This is a genomic window from Candidatus Pelagibacter bacterium nBUS_30 (assembly GCF_051201245.1).
Classification (GTDB): domain Bacteria; phylum Pseudomonadota; class Alphaproteobacteria; order Pelagibacterales; family Pelagibacteraceae; genus Pelagibacter.
On record NZ_CP172842.1, the window covers coordinates 1,078,241 to 1,095,155 of the forward strand.

The 16,915-nt window shown below is 29.4% G+C and carries 21 protein-coding genes and 1 riboswitch; of the genes, 11 read left to right on the plus strand and 10 right to left on the minus strand.

All coding sequences use genetic code 11. From position 1 onward, the window contains the following. Positions 1–4: 4 nt before the first annotated feature. The 6 genes from ACIJYE_RS05885 to ACIJYE_RS05910 all read right to left on the minus strand — a co-directional run bounded on the left by ACIJYE_RS05885 (position 5) and on the right by ACIJYE_RS05910 (position 5,609). Complete coding sequence (locus ACIJYE_RS05885; protein WP_435089942.1) at positions 5–793, minus strand: cytochrome c oxidase subunit 3; 789 nt, start codon at positions 791–793, stop codon at positions 5–7. Positions 794–801: 8 nt separating this feature from the next. Beyond that, positions 802–1,335, minus strand: coding sequence for a cytochrome c oxidase assembly protein (locus ACIJYE_RS05890; protein ID WP_435089943.1), 534 nt, complete (start codon positions 1,333–1,335; stop codon positions 802–804). A gap of 118 nt (positions 1,336–1,453) precedes the next feature. Beyond that, positions 1,454–2,365, minus strand: coding sequence for a heme o synthase (gene cyoE / locus ACIJYE_RS05895; protein WP_435089944.1), 912 nt, complete (start codon positions 2,363–2,365; stop codon positions 1,454–1,456). 30 nt (positions 2,366–2,395) lie between these two features. After that, positions 2,396–4,030 (minus strand): cytochrome c oxidase subunit I, encoded by a 1,635-nt coding sequence (ctaD, locus tag ACIJYE_RS05900; protein WP_435089946.1) that lies wholly within the window; start codon positions 4,028–4,030, stop codon positions 2,396–2,398. Between the two features lies 1 nt (position 4,031). Next, the gene (gene coxB, locus ACIJYE_RS05905) at positions 4,032–4,847 is read right to left on the minus strand and encodes a cytochrome c oxidase subunit II (RefSeq protein ID WP_435089947.1); all 816 of its coding nucleotides are present in this window, start codon (positions 4,845–4,847) and stop codon (positions 4,032–4,034) included. Positions 4,848–4,907: 60 nt separating this feature from the next. Beyond that, positions 4,908–5,609, minus strand: coding sequence for an RsmE family RNA methyltransferase (locus ACIJYE_RS05910; protein WP_435089948.1), 702 nt, complete (start codon positions 5,607–5,609; stop codon positions 4,908–4,910). Positions 5,610–5,625: 16 nt separating this feature from the next. On the opposite strand from ACIJYE_RS05910, the gene ACIJYE_RS05915 reads away from it, so the two are divergent. Next, a complete protein-coding gene (locus tag ACIJYE_RS05915) occupies positions 5,626–6,297 on the plus strand; it encodes a haloacid dehalogenase type II (RefSeq protein ID WP_435089949.1) in 672 nt (223 codons plus the stop codon). A 2-nt stretch (positions 6,298–6,299) separates the two neighbouring features. Here the strand turns inward: ACIJYE_RS05915 and ACIJYE_RS05920 are convergent, their stop codons facing one another. Both ACIJYE_RS05920 and ACIJYE_RS05925 read right to left on the minus strand, forming a co-directional pair. Then, positions 6,300–7,361, minus strand: coding sequence for a homocysteine S-methyltransferase family protein (locus ACIJYE_RS05920; RefSeq protein ID WP_435089951.1), 1,062 nt, complete (start codon positions 7,359–7,361; stop codon positions 6,300–6,302). Positions 7,362–7,492: 131 nt separating this feature from the next. Further along, a riboswitch (SAM riboswitch) is annotated at positions 7,493–7,558 on the minus strand. Positions 7,559–7,704: 146 nt separating this feature from the next. After that, a complete protein-coding gene (locus ACIJYE_RS05925; RefSeq protein WP_435085545.1) occupies positions 7,705–8,064 on the minus strand; it encodes a winged helix-turn-helix transcriptional regulator in 360 nt (119 codons plus the stop codon). Positions 8,065–8,192: 128 nt separating this feature from the next. On the opposite strand from ACIJYE_RS05925, the gene ACIJYE_RS05930 reads away from it, so the two are divergent. From ACIJYE_RS05930 to ACIJYE_RS05945, 4 genes are read left to right on the plus strand one after another with little or no spacing between them, the layout of a single operon-like run. Next, positions 8,193–8,429, plus strand: coding sequence for a CDGSH iron-sulfur domain-containing protein (locus ACIJYE_RS05930; protein WP_435089953.1), 237 nt, complete (start codon positions 8,193–8,195; stop codon positions 8,427–8,429). Between the two features lie 3 nt (positions 8,430–8,432). Then, positions 8,433–8,810, plus strand: coding sequence for a DoxX family protein (locus tag ACIJYE_RS05935; RefSeq protein WP_435089955.1), 378 nt, complete (start codon positions 8,433–8,435; stop codon positions 8,808–8,810). Then, positions 8,811–9,647: a pirin family protein gene (locus tag ACIJYE_RS05940; RefSeq protein ID WP_435089956.1), complete on the plus strand. Its 837-nt coding sequence runs from the start codon at positions 8,811–8,813 to the stop codon at positions 9,645–9,647. A 3-nt stretch (positions 9,648–9,650) separates the two neighbouring features. Then, positions 9,651–10,622, plus strand: a complete 972-nt coding sequence (locus ACIJYE_RS05945) for a quinone oxidoreductase family protein (RefSeq protein WP_435089957.1) — start codon at positions 9,651–9,653, stop codon at positions 10,620–10,622. Here ACIJYE_RS05945 and ACIJYE_RS05950 read toward each other — a convergent pair. Then, the gene (locus ACIJYE_RS05950; protein ID WP_435089958.1) at positions 10,619–11,023 is read right to left on the minus strand and encodes a DUF2721 domain-containing protein; all 405 of its coding nucleotides are present in this window, start codon (positions 11,021–11,023) and stop codon (positions 10,619–10,621) included. The two genes, ACIJYE_RS05945 and ACIJYE_RS05950, sit on opposite strands and share 4 nt — an antisense overlap. A 52-nt stretch (positions 11,024–11,075) precedes the next feature. Between ACIJYE_RS05950 and ubiA the strand changes: the two genes are divergently transcribed. From ubiA to ACIJYE_RS05980, 6 genes are read left to right on the plus strand one after another with little or no spacing between them, the layout of a single operon-like run. Next, complete coding sequence (gene ubiA / locus ACIJYE_RS05955; RefSeq protein WP_435089960.1) at positions 11,076–11,942, plus strand: 4-hydroxybenzoate octaprenyltransferase; 867 nt, start codon at positions 11,076–11,078, stop codon at positions 11,940–11,942. Then, positions 11,942–13,678: an ABC transporter ATP-binding protein gene (locus ACIJYE_RS05960; RefSeq protein WP_435089961.1), complete on the plus strand. Its 1,737-nt coding sequence runs from the start codon at positions 11,942–11,944 to the stop codon at positions 13,676–13,678. Before ubiA ends, ACIJYE_RS05960 begins: the two co-directional genes overlap by 1 nt. A 2-nt stretch (positions 13,679–13,680) precedes the next feature. Continuing rightward, on the plus strand, positions 13,681–13,911 hold the full coding sequence (locus ACIJYE_RS05965) for a glycosyltransferase N-terminal domain-containing protein (RefSeq protein WP_435089963.1): 231 nt from the start codon (positions 13,681–13,683) through the stop codon (positions 13,909–13,911). A gap of 5 nt (positions 13,912–13,916) precedes the next feature. Next, a complete protein-coding gene (locus tag ACIJYE_RS05970) occupies positions 13,917–14,930 on the plus strand; it encodes a 3-deoxy-D-manno-octulosonic acid transferase (RefSeq protein ID WP_435091273.1) in 1,014 nt (337 codons plus the stop codon). Then, positions 14,911–15,855 carry a tetraacyldisaccharide 4'-kinase gene (gene lpxK / locus ACIJYE_RS05975; RefSeq protein ID WP_435089965.1) on the plus strand — a complete coding sequence of 315 codons (945 nt, stop codon included), beginning with the start codon at positions 14,911–14,913 and terminating at the stop codon, positions 15,853–15,855. The genes ACIJYE_RS05970 and lpxK overlap by 20 nt, the downstream gene beginning before the upstream one ends. Next, positions 15,842–16,702 (plus strand): lysophospholipid acyltransferase family protein, encoded by an 861-nt coding sequence (locus ACIJYE_RS05980; RefSeq protein WP_435089967.1) that lies wholly within the window; start codon positions 15,842–15,844, stop codon positions 16,700–16,702. Before lpxK ends, ACIJYE_RS05980 begins: the two co-directional genes overlap by 14 nt. A gap of 3 nt (positions 16,703–16,705) precedes the next feature. On the opposite strand, the gene ACIJYE_RS05985 is transcribed toward ACIJYE_RS05980, so the two are convergent. Next, positions 16,706–16,903, minus strand: a complete 198-nt coding sequence (locus tag ACIJYE_RS05985; RefSeq protein ID WP_435089969.1) for a DUF2093 domain-containing protein — start codon at positions 16,901–16,903, stop codon at positions 16,706–16,708. Positions 16,904–16,915 lie beyond the last annotated feature (12 nt).

Below are 16,915 nucleotides of genomic sequence, written 5' to 3' on the forward strand. Positions count from 1 at the left end.
ATGTTTAACTTCCCCAAATATATATGGCTGCAAATAAGAATAACCAAACTACATCAACAAAATGCCAGTACCAGGCAGCTGCTTCAAATCCAAAATGATGGTCTTTATTGAAATGACCAAGTTTTCCTCTCCACAAACATACTGCTAAAAATATTGTGCCTATAATAACGTGGAAGCCATGAAAGCCTGTTGCCATATAGAAGACTGCTCCATAAATATGACCTGAATAATCAAAGGTAGCATGATGATATTCGTATGCCTGAAGTAAAGTAAAACAGAAACCTAAAATAACTGTAAGTGTAAGACCTTGAATAAAACTTTTTCTGTCATCCTCCAACAATGCATGATGTGACCAAGTTACAGTAGTACCTGATAACAACAAGATAAGTGTATTAATTAAAGGAATATCCCATGGATCAAAAGTTTCTATATCTTTTGGTGGCCAAACATTTCCAACAAACTCATTTGGAAATAAACTAATATCAAAATACGCCCAAAACCAAGCAACAAAAAACATAACCTCAGATGCAATAAACAATGTCATTCCATATCTGTGGTGAATTTGAACAACAGGAGTGTGATGTCCTTGATGTTCTGCCTCTATTACAACATCTCTAAACCACATGTAAGCACCATAAAGCACGAGAGCCAAACCAAGGTACATTCCCCATGAAACATCGTTATGCATATAATAAATTGTTCCAATTGCTAACACTAAGCAAGAAAATGATACATAAATAGGCCAAGGACTTGGGTCTACTAAATGATAATCATGTTTTTTTTCAGCTGACATTTTCGTGATTATGATTGTTTATAGTAATCTGTCGAGAAAAAAGTGTACGACATAGTTACATCCTCTAAATTTTTTGTAGCTGGGTCATTAACTAGTTCAGGATCTAAATAAAAAGTCATTACATAAGTGGCTTTTTCTCCTGCTTTTAGTTCTTGTTTTTCAAAGCAAAAACAACCCAGTTTACTGTAATATTTTCCAAAACTTGACGGCGAAACATTAAAGCTTGCCACTCCATAAGTTGTTTCTTCACCATAGTTTTCAACTTCAAACTCAATTCTGTTCACTTGGCCAACCTTAACATCAATGACATTCGATTTAGCTTTAAAATCCCAAGTGAGATTGTTTACGTTGGTATCAAACCTAACGCTTACAACTTTATCCAATACTATATTAGGGGCTTCTTTTGAAACCTGAGTGGTTCCTCCAAAACCAGTTATTCGACAGAACATGTCATAAAGAGGTACGGCTGCAAATGAAAGACCAAGCATAAGGAAAAAAATTCCACCAAGTAAAACTGGAGTTAAAGTTTTCTTCTTAATCATAGCTGTCTATCAAAAACTCCTACATTATATAAAGTAAATACAAAAAGAAAAACCATAAATACCAAAATTATTACTGCAGTTAAAATATTTTTTTTCTTAGTTTTTTTATCTGGTGTTATCATAAAATTTTATCAATTAAAAAAAGAACAAAAATCAAAAATAAATATAAAATTGAATATCCAAATATAGATTTTGCTTTTTTTGCACTAAATTTATTTATCTTAAAATTATAAAGTTCAAAACATAAAAAATTATAATAAAAAGTTAGGATTAAAGATGGAATTAAAAAAATTAATCCCACAAAATCAATTGCATAAGGCATCATAATTACAGGTACCATTATCAAAGAATAAATAAAAATATTTAATTTTGTGCTTTCAATTCCATTTGTTAATGGAAGCATCGGAATTTTTGCTTTTTTATAGTCATCAGATTTATAGAGACTTAATGCCCAAAAATGAGACGGCGTCCAAAAGAAAATTATCAAAAAGAATGTTAAAGGTTCTAATGAAAAAGTGTTCGTAGCAATGGTCCAGCCGATAACTGGTGGCAAAGCTCCCGCAGCTCCCCCAATAACTATGTTCTGTGGAGTTTTTCTTTTTAACCAAATTGTGTAAACAAACACATAAAACAGTATAGTAAATAACAATAAACTAGCAGATAATCTATTAGCAAAAAAATCAAGAGCAATTACTGAAAAAAATGAAAGAGCAATACCAAAGACCAAAGCTTGGTTCTTATTAACTTTTCCAGTTGGTATTGGTCTAAGACAGGTTCTTGACATTAACGCATCAAGATCAGATTCATACCACATGTTCAATGCTCCAGCTGCTCCAGCACCAATAGATACTAAGATGATTCCAACAATTGCATCTTTGGTTGAAATAATGTTTGGTGCCATTAACAAACCAACAGCACATGTAAAAATTACTAATGACATCACTCTTGGCTTCATCAACTTAAAGAGTTCTGAAAAATTAAAAACGTCCTCTTGACTTAAGTTTCTATTTTTTAATTTAGACTTGATCATTTTTTTTAGTGTGAAAAATCTAAATTATTTTTAACTGCTAGATTTTTCAAGACTTTCTTCGTCTTCAAACTTTGGTAATTCATCAAAAGTGTGAAAATTAGGTGGTGATGGTACTGTCCACTCTAAAGTCGTTGCGCCTTCTCCATAAGGATTTTGGGCCGCAGCTTTTTTCTTTGAAAATGAATAAATTAAATTTACAAAAAATACTAACAAACCTATTACTGATATGTAAGATCCAACAGATGAAACATAGTTCCATCCAGCAAATGCATCTGGGTAATCAGCATATCTTCTCGGCATACCTGCTAATCCTAAAAAATGTTGTGGAAAAAATACGAGGTTAACACCAATAAAAGTTAACCAGAAATGTAATTGGCCCAAAAATTCTGAATATTCGTATCCAGACATTTTACCAAACCAGTAATAAAAACCTGCAAAGATTGCAAAAACTGCACCTAGAGATAATACATAGTGAAAGTGAGCAACAACATAATATGTATCATGCATCGCTGTATCAACACCTGCATTTGCAAGAACAACACCTGTTACACCACCTACAGTAAATAAAAATATAAATCCTAAAGCCCAAACCATTGGAGTTTTAAATGAAATAGATCCACCCCACATTGTTGCTATCCAAGAAAATATCTTGATGCCCGTTGGAACAGCAATGATCATGGTAGCTGCCAAGAAATAAGCTTTAGTGTCTGTGCTTAAACCAACTGTATACATGTGGTGAGCCCATACAACAAAACCAACAATACCGATTGCAACCATTGCATAAGCCATTCCTAAATAACCAAAGACAGGTTTTTTTGAAAATGTAGAAACAATATGACTGATCATTCCAAAACCTGGTAAAATTAAAATATAAACTTCAGGGTGACCAAAAAACCAAAATAAGTGTTGGAATAAAACTGGATCTCCTCCTGTTTGTGCATCAAAAAAAGCGGTACCAAAATTTCTATCCGTTAAAAGCATTGTAATGGCACCAGCTAAAACTGGTAATGAAAGTAACAGTAAGAAAGCTGTAACTAAAATTGACCAAGCAAACAAAGGCATTTTATGCAGCGTCATGCCCGGTGTTCTCATATTTAAAATTGTAGTGATAAAGTTTACTGCACCTAAAATTGAAGATGCTCCAGCCAAGTGTAAACTTAAAATAGCAAAGTCCATTGCAGGTCCTGGTTGACCAGCTTTAGAAGATAAAGGAGGATAAATAGTCCATCCACCCCCAACTCCTGTTTGGCCTGGAGGGCCATCCATAAAAATTGAAAGTATTAATAAAATGAATGAAGTCGGTAATAACCAAAATGAAATATTGTTCATTCTTGGAAAAGCCATATCAGGTGCACCAATCATAATTGGCACAAACCAGTTACCAAAACCACCTATCATCGCAGGCATCACCATAAAGAAAATCATGATCAAACCATGACCAGTTACTAACACATTATATAGATGATAATTACCACCTAAAATACCATCACCAGGATGCATCAATTCCATTCTCATTAAAACTGAAAACGCAGTACCAATAACACCTGCAACAATTGCAAATATCAAATACATTGTTCCAATGTCTTTATGATTAGTTGAATAAGCCCAACGCTTCCAACCAGTTGGAGTATGATGATCGTCGTGTGATACTGTTTGTGTGTACATATTAGTTGCTCGCTATCTTTATATTTTCATTTTCTAATAATGGTTCTTTTGCAAATTTAATTTTTGCTCCTGTTAGCCATTCTGCATAATCTGCTTCTGACACAACTCTTACAGTAATTGGCATAAACGCATGTTTAATTCCACAAAGTTCAGAACATTGTCCATAGTAAGTTCCAACTTTTTCAGCTTTAAACCATGTTTCATTAATTCTTCCTGGTACTGCATCTCTCTTAACACCAAAAGATGGTAATGCCCAAGCATGTAAAACATCATTTGCTGTAATTAAAACCTTCACTACTTTATTAACTGGAACAACAACTTCATGATCTACTGAAAGTAGTCTTGGTTGATTTTCATTTAAATCTTTTGTCTCAATCATATATGAGTCAAAAATAATATTTTCATCTGGATACTCATAACCCCAATACCACTGGTAACCTATAGCCTTAACCGTAACATCTGCTTTTGGAATAGTATCTTGTTTGTATAGAATTTTAAAAGATGGTACCGCTATAACAATCAGAATTAAACATGGAATTAGAGTCCACAATACTTCAATTGCAACATTATGTGTTGTCTTTGATGGATTTGGATTTCTTGAAGCTCTAAATCTAATAGACACGTAAATCATTAAGAATAATACGAAGACACTAATTGCAATTATAATAGGTAGTAACAAATTATCATGAAAATTAACTATCTCTCTCATTGACTGGGATGCAGCATCTTGAAAACCTAACTGCCAATCCTTAGGTTGATTAGCAAGTGCGTTTGATGAATAAAAAATAGTTAGAAATATGTATAAAATTTTTTTCATTTGTAGACACTATATAGTTCGTCTTTTGCAAAATTACACTTTACTTTTCGCGACAAAATATCAATTTATTGCGTAATTTATGATCGATATAGCTGAAATTACAGCTGTTTCTGATCTCAATATGTTTTCATTGATTTTAATTGGTTGAACACCTTCAAATTTAAGAATCTGTTCTCTTTCCAATTCAGAAAAATCTCCCTCCGGTCCGATTATTACACAAGTTGGCTTAGACGTTATTTGATCTGTATCAATTTTATTATTTTTTGAGTTTAAATCTGTGAATATTAAATCCATGTTTTTATTTTTCAAAAAAGACTCCAAAGATTGAGAGTCTTCGATTAAAGGAACATTAATTCGATTAGATTGTTCGGTTGCTTCAATAATGACTTTTTCAACTCTTTCTTTATTAATTTTACGAACAATAGTTCGATCAAATATTATGGGCAAAAACTTTGTAACACCCAACTCTGTTGCTTTTTGAATCATAAAATTAAAATAGTTTGATTTAATGGGTGAAAAAGCAAGCCATAATTCTTTAGAATTTTCTTTTTGTCTTAATTGACTGGTAATATTAAATTTAACAATACTTTTTGAAATACTTAAAATTTTTGCTTCCCACTCTCCACTATTATTAAATAAAGAAAAAACTTCATTTTCTTTAACTCTCATTACTTTACTCACATAATGAGATTGTGATTTATCAAGAGTGGCTGTTAAATTAAGTGATAAACTTTCACAATAAAATAATCTAATATTACTCATTAAGATAAGTTTAATTATGAAAAATATTAAAGCAATAATTTTTGATGCATATGGAACTTTATTTGATGTGAATTCAGCTGCTGAGAAATGTAAAGATAAAATTGGTGATAAGTGGGAAGGTTTTGCAAATTACTGGAGAACCACTCAACTAGAATATACTTGGCTTAGAAGTCTAATGAAAAGACATAAAGACTTCTGGCAAGTAACTGAAGATAGTTTGGATAAATCTATGAAAGCTTATGAAATAGATTCTTCAATGAGAAATGAATTGTTAGATCTTTATAAAATTTTATCACCATTTAAAGAAGTGCCAGAAGTTTTAAAATCACTAAAAGAAAAAAAGTTTAAACTTGCTATTCTTTCAAACGGTACACCCACCCTTCTCAATCAATTAGTTAAAAGTAATAATTTAAAAAATATTTTTGATGATATTTTTTCAATCGAAGAAGTAGGGATTTATAAACCAGACACAAAAGTTTACGATATGCCAATTAACAAATATCAAATTAAAAAAAATGAAGTTGCTTTTTTGAGTGCAAACACTTGGGATGTGTCAGGTGGAGGAAATTATGGTTATAATTCTATTTGGGTAAACAGAAATAATAATATTTTTGATAAACTTGACTACCAACCAAAGTTAGAGATCAAAAACTTAAAAGATCTGTTACCCAATATAAGATCTAATTAAAATTAAGCCTTATCTCCATAATCAGTCATATGTTTTGGAATTCTTTTATTTTTTCCATACATAAAATGATTTTCCATTTTTTCTCTATATTTACTTGCTGGAACAGTTAATCCAACTGACTCTGCAACTTCCCTAATCAGCATTGAATTAGCTCCACAGCAAATACCGAGATAATTTATCCCTAAATCATTTGCCTCTTTTGCGAATTGACCTATTTCATATCTATTACAAAAATGTGGATCTAAAGCTGTTGGGAATGTTCTTCCGTGTGGAGAAGGACAGCCACAATCGGCTCTGTCAGGCAAATTAAAAAAAGTTGGAAATTTTTCATTAGTTCTATATGGAATTGGTAAAGCACCTACATGACATTTGACTGCTTTTCTAATCTCCTTTAAGAATGGCAACATTGTTGCTGGTCCTCTAAAACAATTTAAGCCCACAACATCAGCACCTCTTTGTTCCAGCTCTTTACATGTATCAACTACAGACTTTCCATCTCTCATTTTATTTTCACCCATTGGTGAAATTGTTAACACAGCTGGTAAATTGGCTTTCTTCATTACTTCAAGAGCTTTAAAAGCTTCTTCAGCATAATAAAAAGTTTCACCAATTAACATATCCGCACCTTCATCAACTGCCCAACCAATCATTTCAGAAAACATGCCTTCAACTACTTTTTGAGCTTGCTTGTCATCTTCCTTCCAAATATTTGAGTTAGAAATATTTCCAGCCATTAAATTTGGTTGAGATCCTTTGGGTGTATCTAAAGCAACTTTTTTTGCAATTTTTAAAGCAGAACGATTTAGCGGTTCAAGTAATTCCTCTTTACCTATAACTCGCATCTTTTCTCTATGTCCATTATAAGTAAAGGCTTCAACAATGTCAGATCCTGCATGTTGAAATTCTCTGTGCAAATTTTCAAGAACTTCTGGATGATCTAAAGATACCATTGGCACAAATTCTCCAGATGCCATATATCCACGTTTTTCTATTTCAAATAAAAAACCTTCAGCACAAATCACTGGCCCTTTATCTAATCTTTCTTTTAATATATTTGTTTTCATTTTTTCTCCAATACAGAGTTAAAAAGCTAAAACTTTGATACAAATCAAATCAATATATTTTGAATTAGCTCTTCCCTCCTTCAATTTGGAGAAAAGAAACTAATTAACCAAAGAGGGTAAAAATTAGCTCTTTTCTCCTTTTTAGTGCTTTAGCAAAATGCTGGGTGCACAATACGGTTCAAATACCCGATTTTAATTTGAGATAATTTCAAAAAAAAACCACCAGCTAAAGCGGTGGTTGAAGTGTCGCTTTAGCAGGATTTTTAAAGCGCTCTGCAATTTAACTTAAATCAGCGCTATTCAATAGAACCACAAATAAACAATGTTGTCAAAAGAATAAGCTTTATCTTATTCTGTTTTCTTCAAAGTTTTTATTGAGTTTTAATGCAATGGTTCTTGTATTTCTTCTATTCCATTCAGAAAAAGATTTTAAAATAGGAATTACTGATAAGCCGAATTCTGTAAGTGAATACTCAACTTTTGGAGGTACTACTTGATGAACTTTTCTATTAACAATGCCATCAGTTTCCAACTCTTTAAGTTGCTTAGATAACATTTGTTGAGTGATAGTTTTTAATACTTTTTTTAACTCATTAAATCTTACCGTCTTATTGTGAAACAGTGTAAATAGAATTCTTATTTTCCACTTACCACCAAGAAAATATATAGCTCTTTCAGCTGGGCAATTAATTAATTCTTTCATGTCACTTAAATAACTATTTTATTTTAATTATCAAGGTATGTTTTTAAATACTAGTATGATTATTTTGCGTACTTGCATAATTTATAACAAATCATTATTTATGTTCCAAACTAATCGAAAGGGTAAATATGACTAAAGGACAGAATGCTGGCAATGGACCAATTGCAGTGGAGGTTGAAAAAGATAAATCTTATTATTGGTGTTCATGTGGACAATCAAAAAAACAACCATTTTGTGATGGATCACATAAAGGAACTGAGTTTACTCCATTGGCATACAAGGCAGAAGAAACAAAAAAAATGTTTTTCTGTGCATGTAAACAAACTAACAATGCACCATTTTGTGATGGTTCACACAATAAATAAATTATGACAAATATATTAGATTTAGTAGCAAGGTTTTTTATTTCACTTATTTTTTTATTAAGTGGAATAAATAAAATTGGAAACTATGAAGGAACTGTTGACTGGATGGAGTCCTTAGGTATGCCTGGTATTTTTTTAATCCCAGCAATCATATTAGAAATCGGTGCTTCAATACTAATAATAGCAGGATATAAAGTTAAAATTTCAGCAGCTTTGCTAGGTGTATTTTGTATAGCCACTGCGATTATTTTTCATAGTGATTTAAGTAATCAAATGCACTTTATTTCATTTATGAAAAACATTGGTCTTGCTGGAGGATTTTTATTTCTTGTTGTTAATGGAGCTAAAAATTTTAGTCTTGATAAAAAGTTTGGAAATTAAATGTCAAATATAGAAGTAAGTAAAATTATAGACCCTATTCCAGCATCAGATGGTGCTGGAGTAAAATTAAAAAGAAGTATTGGCGTTGAGCCAAATTACTTTGATCCATTTTTAATGTTGGATGAGTTTGGATCAGAAAATAGTGAAGATTATATTGCAGGTTTTCCACCCCATCCTCACAGAGGAATTGAAACAGTTACTTATATGTTAGCTGGAGATTTTGAACATAAAGATAGTACTGGTGGAGAAGGTAGAATGACTGCTGGGGATGTTCAGTGGATGAAAACAGGAAGTGGAATAATTCATTCTGAAATGCCAGCAATGAAAGAAGGTAAGCTTCATGGTTTTCAATTATGGGTAAATATGCCCGCTAAATTGAAGATGAGTAAGCCTGAATATATTTATATTGATGCAGATAAAATGAGTGTTCACAAAGATGAAGATAAACAAGTTAAAGTCATAGCTGGTAAATTTGAAACTGCTGAAGGCCCTGTTAAAGGTCATAACGTTGAACCAGTTTATTTAGACGTTGAATTAAATAAAGATAAAGAGTTTAACTTCAAATTACCATCTACTCATAATACTTTTACTTATTTAATTAATGGTGAAATTGAAATTGGTAAAAAAAGACATGACAATGTTAAAGATAGTACCTTAATACTATTAACTAAAGGTGAGGATTTAACTGTGAAAGCTAAATCAGACGCTAAGTTTTTACTTATCTCAGGAAAGCCAATTAATGAAGAGATTGCTAGAGGCGGACCATTTGTAATGAATACTAAAGCTGAGATCTTGCAAGCTGTACAAGATTATCATAATGATACATTTGTAAAATAAATTATGAAAGCTGTAATAATTAGTAAAACTGGTGGACCAGAAGTACTAGAGCTTAAAGACATTCAATTAGAAGATCCTAAGTCTGGTGAAGTATTAATTAAAAACGAAGCTATTGGCCTAAATTATATTGATACTTATCATCGATCTGGACTATATCCTGTTGAGCTTCCTTCCAATATCGGAATAGAAGGTGCAGGTGTTATTGAAAAAGTTGGACCTGATGTAAATGATTTTAAAGTTGGAGACAAAGTTGCTTATGCTTCAATGCCAATTGGCTCCTATTCAACTCATAGAATATTTCCCACAAAAAAATTGGTTAAGGTACCCAAGGGAATTGAATTAGAAAATGTAGTAACACTTATGACAAAAGGAATTACAACCTTTTATTTGTTGCACAAAACATATCCAGTAAAATCTGGTGAAACTATTTTGTATCATGCTGCAGCTGGTGGTGTTGGTCAAATTCTTTGTCAGTGGGCAAAAAGTTTAGGTTGTACAGTAATTGGAACTGTTGGTTCTGATGAAAAAATTGAAATAGCTAAAGCTAATGGGTGTGATCACGTCATTAATTATTCAAAAGAAAACTTTGCAGAAAGAGTAAAAGAAATTACAAATGGAGTTGGTGTTCCCGTTGTTTATGATGGAGTTGGTAAAAAAACATTTGATGGTTCAATTGAATGTTTAAAAGTTAGAGGAACAATGGTTTCATTTGGAAATGCATCGGGTCCCTTGGACCCTTGTAATGTTACAAAATCATTAGCACCTAAAGGATTATATTTAACAAGACCAAGTATTGCTCACTACACAACAACAAGGGAAGAGCTTGATGAAGCTGCGGGTAAAACTTTTGAAATGTTTATAACAAAAAAATTTAATCTAAAAATTTTTAAAAAATATTCTTTATCAGAAATTGTAAAAGCTCACAAAGATTTAGAAGGTAGAAAAATTTTAGGGCCTGCAGTTATACTTCCTTAATCAATGTCAACATCCATATCAGCCATATGCAGCTTAAGCGCATTTGTTGAAATATGAATTTCTCTAATAAAAAAAAGAATCGAAATGATCATAGATAAACAACAAGAACCAAAAATTAATCTTGCAATAAATATTTCATTTAAATAGAGACCTAACACAGTCATCATATTGAACAAAAATCCAAAAGCAGCAAACATAATTGTCCACCTCAAAAGAGTAATTCGTCCACTTAAGTTAATGAATTGCTTTTTCCATTCATGGGGAATATGATTTTCATAAACATGCTCATCATGAAGTTCTCTAATAAGCTTACTTAGAGAGTGAAATCGATTACTATAGATACTCATTAGCAAGGGAATAGCTGGAAACATCAATGCTGTGACTGTGTAATCTATATTCATACGAATCAGTTTGATTATGAAACTAGCCTTTGCTATTTACAAGTAAAATATTATGAACCAAGTAAAACTTTTCATTGATTTAATAAGATTAAAAAAACCAATCGGCTACATGCTTTTATTTTGGCCATGTGCATGGGGCCTAACTCTCGCTTATGATTTTTCAAAAAATTTAAATAATTATATTTTCTATCTAATATTATTTTTTCTAGGTGCTGTGTTAATGAGATCTGCTGGCTGTATTGTAAATGATATTCTAGATAAAGAGTTTGATAAAAAAGTATTTCGAACAAAAAATCGTCCAATCGCTTCAAATCGAGTTTCTGTTAAACTTGCAATATTCTATGTAACAGTTTTATGTTTTTTGGCTTTATTGGTACTGTTAAATTTTAATATCTATACAATATTACTAGCTTTATTCTCAATGCCATTTGCGTTTACATATCCATTGATGAAAAGATTTACATACTGGCCTCAATTATTTTTAGGAATTACTTTTAATTATGGATTGATACTAGGATGGACTGCAATCAAAGGTCAGATAGATATTGCGCCAATTTTATTTTATATTGGAGCCATATTTTGGACACTGGGTTATGATACCATATATGGATATCAGGATATAAAAGATGATGAAATCATAGGATTAAAATCAACGTCAATTAAATTTAAAGGTACTGAAAAAAAGTTTCTTTTTTCATGTTATCTTTTATTAATTATCTTTTTATTAATTGGAGGGTATCATATGAATTTAAATAATTTTTATTACATAATGATATTAATACCTTTTGCCCATTTATTTTTTTTTCAGATTAAGTTTTTTGACTCAAAAAAATCAGATAATTGTTTAAGAGTATTTAAAAGTAACAATTTTTTTGGCTTAATTATTTTTCTAAATATTCTAATTTCTAAAAATTTATAATGAATAAAAAGCAAATATATAAAAGACTTTACGAGGATTATACAAAAAAACATTTAAAGAAAATAATATTTTCTGCTATTTTTTCAATCTTTGTTGCAAGCAGTACTTCCTCTATAGCCTGGTTATTAGATCCAGCCATAAAGAAAATTTTTATAGATAAAGATCAGTCCTTAATATTAATAATTCCACTTGCAATTGTAGTAGCTTTTGCCACAAAAGGTGTTTCTTTGTATGCTGCAAAAACATTGATGATCCAAGTTGGAGAGGAAATAAGTAAAGCACTACAGTTTGATATGCTAAAATCCTTAATTAATGCTGACACTCAAGATATTGATAAGAAACATTCTGGAAAATTTATTTCTAACCTTACTTACGATGTAAACCACATAACTAATTTATTAAGTAATGCTATTTTGATTTTGTTTAAAGATAGTTTGACTCTAATCGGACTTTTAACTGTTATGTTTATTCAAAACTGGAAACTTTCCTTAATATCAATAATAATGATACCTATAGCAAGTATCTTTGCAAGAACTCTTGGCAAAAGGATGGGGAAAATTGTTACTGAAGCTCAAGAAAAATCTGGAAATTTAATTTCTTACTTGGTTGAATTATTTAAAAATCACAAAATAGCAAAAATATTTCAAAAAGAAGAATATGAGACGCGAAGAGCAGATGTTCATTTAACAGAATTAATGAATAAAAATAAAAAAATAGCAACAGTACTCATAAGAATGTCTCCAATTATGGAAGTTTTGACAGGAATTATGATTGCAATCTTAATTTACTATTCAGGAAAATTAATTGTTAAAGGGGAAATTGACGTAAATAATTTTTTTTCTTTTTTAGCAGCAATGATGTTAGCCTACCAGCCAGTTAGATCATTAACTAGCTTAAATATAGTAATTAATGAAGGACTTTCAGCTTCTTTAAGAATATTGCCTATAATTGATGCTGAAAATTTAATTAAAGACTCAGAAATATCAAAACCGTTAGAAATTAGAGAAAGTAAAATAAAATTCAAAAATATTTTTTTTAAATATGAAGCTAATGAAAAAGATGTTTTAAAAGATATCAATTTAGAATTTAAGGGTGGAAAAATGACTGCTCTAGTTGGTCATAGTGGGTCTGGAAAGTCAACAATCCTTAATTTAATTCCTAGATTTTATCAACCTTACTCTGGTCAAATCATAATTGATGATCAGCCAATAAATCACGTTACGATTGAAACCCTAAGAAATAATATATCACTTGTCAGTCAAGAAACTACTTTATTTGATGATACAATAAAAAATAACATCAAATATGCTAATGAAAATGCAACAGACGATGAGATACATCAAGCTGCTAAACTATCTAATTCCCATGAATTCATTGAAAAACTTCCAAATAAATATGAGACAAAAATAGGAGAAAATGGAGTTAGATTATCAGGTGGTGAAAAACAAAGAATATCAATTGCTAGAGCAATGATAAAAAAAAGTTCAATTATTTTATTAGATGAAGCCACTTCGTCTCTAGACTCTCAAACAGAGAGTAAAATACAAGAAGCCTTAAACACATTAACAAAAAATAAAACTACAATCGTTATAGCGCACAGATTATCAACAATTTTAAATTCAAATAATATTTACTTAATTGACTCAGGAAAGGTTATTGACAATGGAAAACATGATGAACTTTTAAATAAATCTGACTTGTATAAAAATTTCTATGAAAAACAAATCCAAAAGTAAAAATGTTTTTTCTATATCAAACTATTTTAACTCTTGTAATTATAATTTCTCCAATAATAATATCTTACAGAATCTTAAAAAATAAAGAGGACAAAAAAAGATTTCTTGAAAAATTTTGTTTTTTTTCAAAGAAAAGAAGAGGTGGTAAATTAATTTGGTTTCATAGCTCAAGTGTGGGTGAACTATTAAGCATTATTCCAATAATAGAACAATATGAAAAAAAAAAACAATAGATCAAATACTTTTAACATCAAGCACCTTAAGCTCATCAAGAGTATTTAATAAATTAAAATTTAAAAAAACAATTCATCAATTCTATCCTATAGATCATTCTTTTTTTACATCTAAGTTTATAAATTACTGGAAACCAGATTTAGCCTTATTTATAGATTCAGAAATATGGCCATCTATGTTCAAAAAATTAAACCATAAAAAAATTCCATTAATTTTACTAAATGCAAGAATAACAAAAAAAACATTTAATAGATGGTCAAAATATAAGAATTTTTCTAGATCTATTTTTAAGAATATCTCTGTAGCATATCCGCAAAATCTTGAAACAAAATTATTTTTGAAAAATTTGAATGTTAAAAAAATCAAACACATCGGCAATTTAAAGTTTTCTGAAAATGAACAAGAAAAACATAGCTTGATAAGTAATAAATTGAAAAAACAATTAAATAATAAAAAAGTATGGGTTGCATCAAGCACTCACGCAAATGAAGAAATTTTTTGTGCCTATGCACACATTTATTTAAGAAAAAAAATCAAAAACTTATTAACAATCATCATTCCAAGACATGTACATAGAGTTGATGAAATTATTTCTCAAATAAAAAAACTAAATCTGTCCGTTGCAAGGCATAGTTCAGCTATTAATAGCCTAAATAATATTGATATTTATATAGTTGATACTTTTGGTGAAACAAAAAAATTTTATAAAATTGCATCTTCAGTTTTTTTAGGAGGATCTATTATTAAAAGAGGTGGCCAAAATCCACTGGAAGCAGCTAGATTTAATGCAAAAATTTTGCATGGTCCAAATATTGATAATTTTAAAGATGTATACAAATCATTGAAGAAATTAAATATTTCTTATAAAATTACTAATCAAAAAGATCTAGCATCTTTAATTTCATTTAAAAAAAGAAAAAATAGTGGTGATAAAATTAAGAAAATTGGCACAATAATCTTAAAGCAAACTTTAGAAGAAATAGATAATTTAATTATTAATGAATTTAAAAAAACCTAAATTTTGGGACGTTCAAAAGCCTAATCTTTACTCCTACATATTGTTTCCATTTGCAATTTTATTACAAATTTTAAATTTGTTTAAAAAAAAACCCAAAAATAAAAATATAAAAATTAAAACCATTTGTGTTGGCAACATTTATATTGGTGGTACTGGAAAAACTTCTTTGAGTATAAAAATAAAGGAAATATTTGAAAAACATAAGATTAAATCCTGTTTTATTAAAAAATACTATTATAATCAAAAAGATGAGCAGAATCTTTTGAGCAGTAAAGGTAAACTTTTTTTAAATTCAAAAAGAATTCATTCAATTAACCAGGCTGCAAATGAAGGTTATGAAGTGGCTATTTTAGACGATGGTTTGCAAGATTTTTCAGTCAGTTACGATATACGTATAGTATGCTTCAATAATCTTAACTGGATTGGTAATGGATTAACTATACCAGCAGGTCCTTTAAGAGAAAACATTAAAAATATAAAAAACTATTCCCATTTGTTTTTAAATGGTAATTTAGAAAATTCTAAAACTATAAAAGAACAAATATTTAATATTAATCCAAAAATTAATATACATGAAGGAAAGTATGTTCCTTTAAATATAAATGAATTTAATAATCAAAATAAATATTTAGTTTTTTCTGGCATTGGAAACCATAAAACTTTTTTGTCAATGATTAAAAATTATGGATTAAAAGTAATTAAAGACATAGAGTTTCCAGACCATTATAATTATACAGATAATGATATTCAACAAATATTGAGGCAGTCAAAAGAGATGAGTGCAAAAATAATAACCACTGAAAAAGATTTTTACAGATTAAAAGATAAGAAAATAGAAGATATCAAAATTATGAAATCTGAATTACAAATAATTGATGAGGATAAATTAATCAATTCAATATTAAATAAAAATGAAAAATATTAAGTATTTTTTTCAATTTTTTTTAATAATTATTTTATTTTTAATTTTTAAAATATTAGGTTTAAAAATGTCATCTCACATAGGTGGTAAACTATTTGAAATGATAGGACCTTTATTTAGATCTAACAAATTAATTCATTCTAATATTAAAAAAGCCATAATTGGTAGCTCCATCAAAGAAATAGATAGAATAACAAAACTAATGTGGAATAGTTACGGAAGAATTTTTGCAGAATATATGTTTATTAAAAATTTAAGAAAAAGTAAATTTAACTCAGTAATCAAAGTTGAAGGTCAAGAAATTCTAGATAATATCAAAAAAAATGACAAGCAAGTTGTTTTCATCTCAGGTCACTTTAGCAACTTTGAGCTAATGGCAATGCATTTAGATAAAACTGGAATTAAACTAGCAGCTATTTATAGACCATTAAATAATATTTTTTTAAATAGAATAATGGAAAAAATAAGAAAAAAATATATTTGTAAAAATCAGATTAAAAAAGGTATTGGTGGATTAAAAAAACTTATTAGTTTAAAAAAAAACAATTATTCAACAGCTTTAATGATTGACCAAAGAGTGTCGGAAGGAATTGAGTCAAATTTTTTTAATCATCAAGCCTCAACTACAACAATACCAGCACAATTAATCAAAAAATTTAAAATTCCTATAGTTCCCATATATATAGAAAGAAATAACGATATAAATTTCAAAATAACTATAAATGAGCCAATTATTTTTTCAGACGAACTGTCAATACAAGATATTACTGACCGACTAAATCGTATACTCGAAAAAATGATAATACATAAACCAGAACAATGGATTTGGTCACATAATCGGTGGAAGTAAGTTTTATTTTTTGATAGCTTTTTCTCTTTGCAGACATGCTTCCTTGTATGAAAAATAAGGTTCTTGTAATTCTACATTCCAATAATTTAAATTTTCTAAATTAATTTTTTTATCTGAAATAGCGCATACTACATAATCTCCATCTTCTACGATTTGAAAATTATTTGGAAAATATCTTATTTTAGCTAATTTTTTTGTCATTTATAGTTTATA

Excerpts from the sequence above, each read along its gene's own strand:
- ctaD (WP_435089946.1), bottom strand. The coding sequence starts at position 4,030 with ATGTACACACAAACAGTATCACACGACGATCATCATACTCCAACTGGT.
- cyoE (WP_435089944.1), bottom strand. The coding sequence starts at position 2,365 with ATGATCAAGTCTAAATTAAAAAATAGAAACTTAAGTCAAGAGGACGTT.
- ACIJYE_RS05885 (WP_435089942.1), bottom strand. The coding sequence starts at position 793 with ATGTCAGCTGAAAAAAAACATGATTATCATTTAGTAGACCCAAGTCCT.
- ACIJYE_RS05890 (WP_435089943.1), bottom strand. The coding sequence starts at position 1,335 with ATGATTAAGAAGAAAACTTTAACTCCAGTTTTACTTGGTGGAATTTTT.
- ACIJYE_RS05925 (WP_435085545.1), bottom strand. The coding sequence starts at position 8,064 with ATGAAAGAATTAATTAATTGCCCAGCTGAAAGAGCTATATATTTTCTT.
- ACIJYE_RS05915 (WP_435089949.1), top strand. The coding sequence starts at position 5,626 with ATGAAAAATATTAAAGCAATAATTTTTGATGCATATGGAACTTTATTT.
- ACIJYE_RS05985 (WP_435089969.1), bottom strand. The coding sequence starts at position 16,903 with ATGACAAAAAAATTAGCTAAAATAAGATATTTTCCAAATAATTTTCAA.
- ACIJYE_RS05935 (WP_435089955.1), top strand. The coding sequence starts at position 8,433 with ATGACAAATATATTAGATTTAGTAGCAAGGTTTTTTATTTCACTTATT.
- ACIJYE_RS05940 (WP_435089956.1), top strand. The coding sequence starts at position 8,811 with ATGTCAAATATAGAAGTAAGTAAAATTATAGACCCTATTCCAGCATCA.
- ACIJYE_RS05920 (WP_435089951.1), bottom strand. The coding sequence starts at position 7,361 with ATGAAAACAAATATATTAAAAGAAAGATTAGATAAAGGGCCAGTGATT.
- ubiA (WP_435089960.1), top strand. The coding sequence starts at position 11,076 with ATGAACCAAGTAAAACTTTTCATTGATTTAATAAGATTAAAAAAACCA.
- ACIJYE_RS05980 (WP_435089967.1), top strand. The coding sequence starts at position 15,842 with ATGAAAAATATTAAGTATTTTTTTCAATTTTTTTTAATAATTATTTTA.
- ACIJYE_RS05930 (WP_435089953.1), top strand. The coding sequence starts at position 8,193 with ATGACTAAAGGACAGAATGCTGGCAATGGACCAATTGCAGTGGAGGTT.
- ACIJYE_RS05910 (WP_435089948.1), bottom strand. The coding sequence starts at position 5,609 with ATGAGTAATATTAGATTATTTTATTGTGAAAGTTTATCACTTAATTTA.
- ACIJYE_RS05950 (WP_435089958.1), bottom strand. The coding sequence starts at position 11,023 with ATGAATATAGATTACACAGTCACAGCATTGATGTTTCCAGCTATTCCC.
- ACIJYE_RS05945 (WP_435089957.1), top strand. The coding sequence starts at position 9,651 with ATGAAAGCTGTAATAATTAGTAAAACTGGTGGACCAGAAGTACTAGAG.
- ACIJYE_RS05960 (WP_435089961.1), top strand. The coding sequence starts at position 11,942 with ATGAATAAAAAGCAAATATATAAAAGACTTTACGAGGATTATACAAAA.
- lpxK (WP_435089965.1), top strand. The coding sequence starts at position 14,911 with ATGAATTTAAAAAAACCTAAATTTTGGGACGTTCAAAAGCCTAATCTT.
- coxB (WP_435089947.1), bottom strand. The coding sequence starts at position 4,847 with ATGAAAAAAATTTTATACATATTTCTAACTATTTTTTATTCATCAAAC.
- ACIJYE_RS05965 (WP_435089963.1), top strand. The coding sequence starts at position 13,681 with ATGTTTTTTCTATATCAAACTATTTTAACTCTTGTAATTATAATTTCT.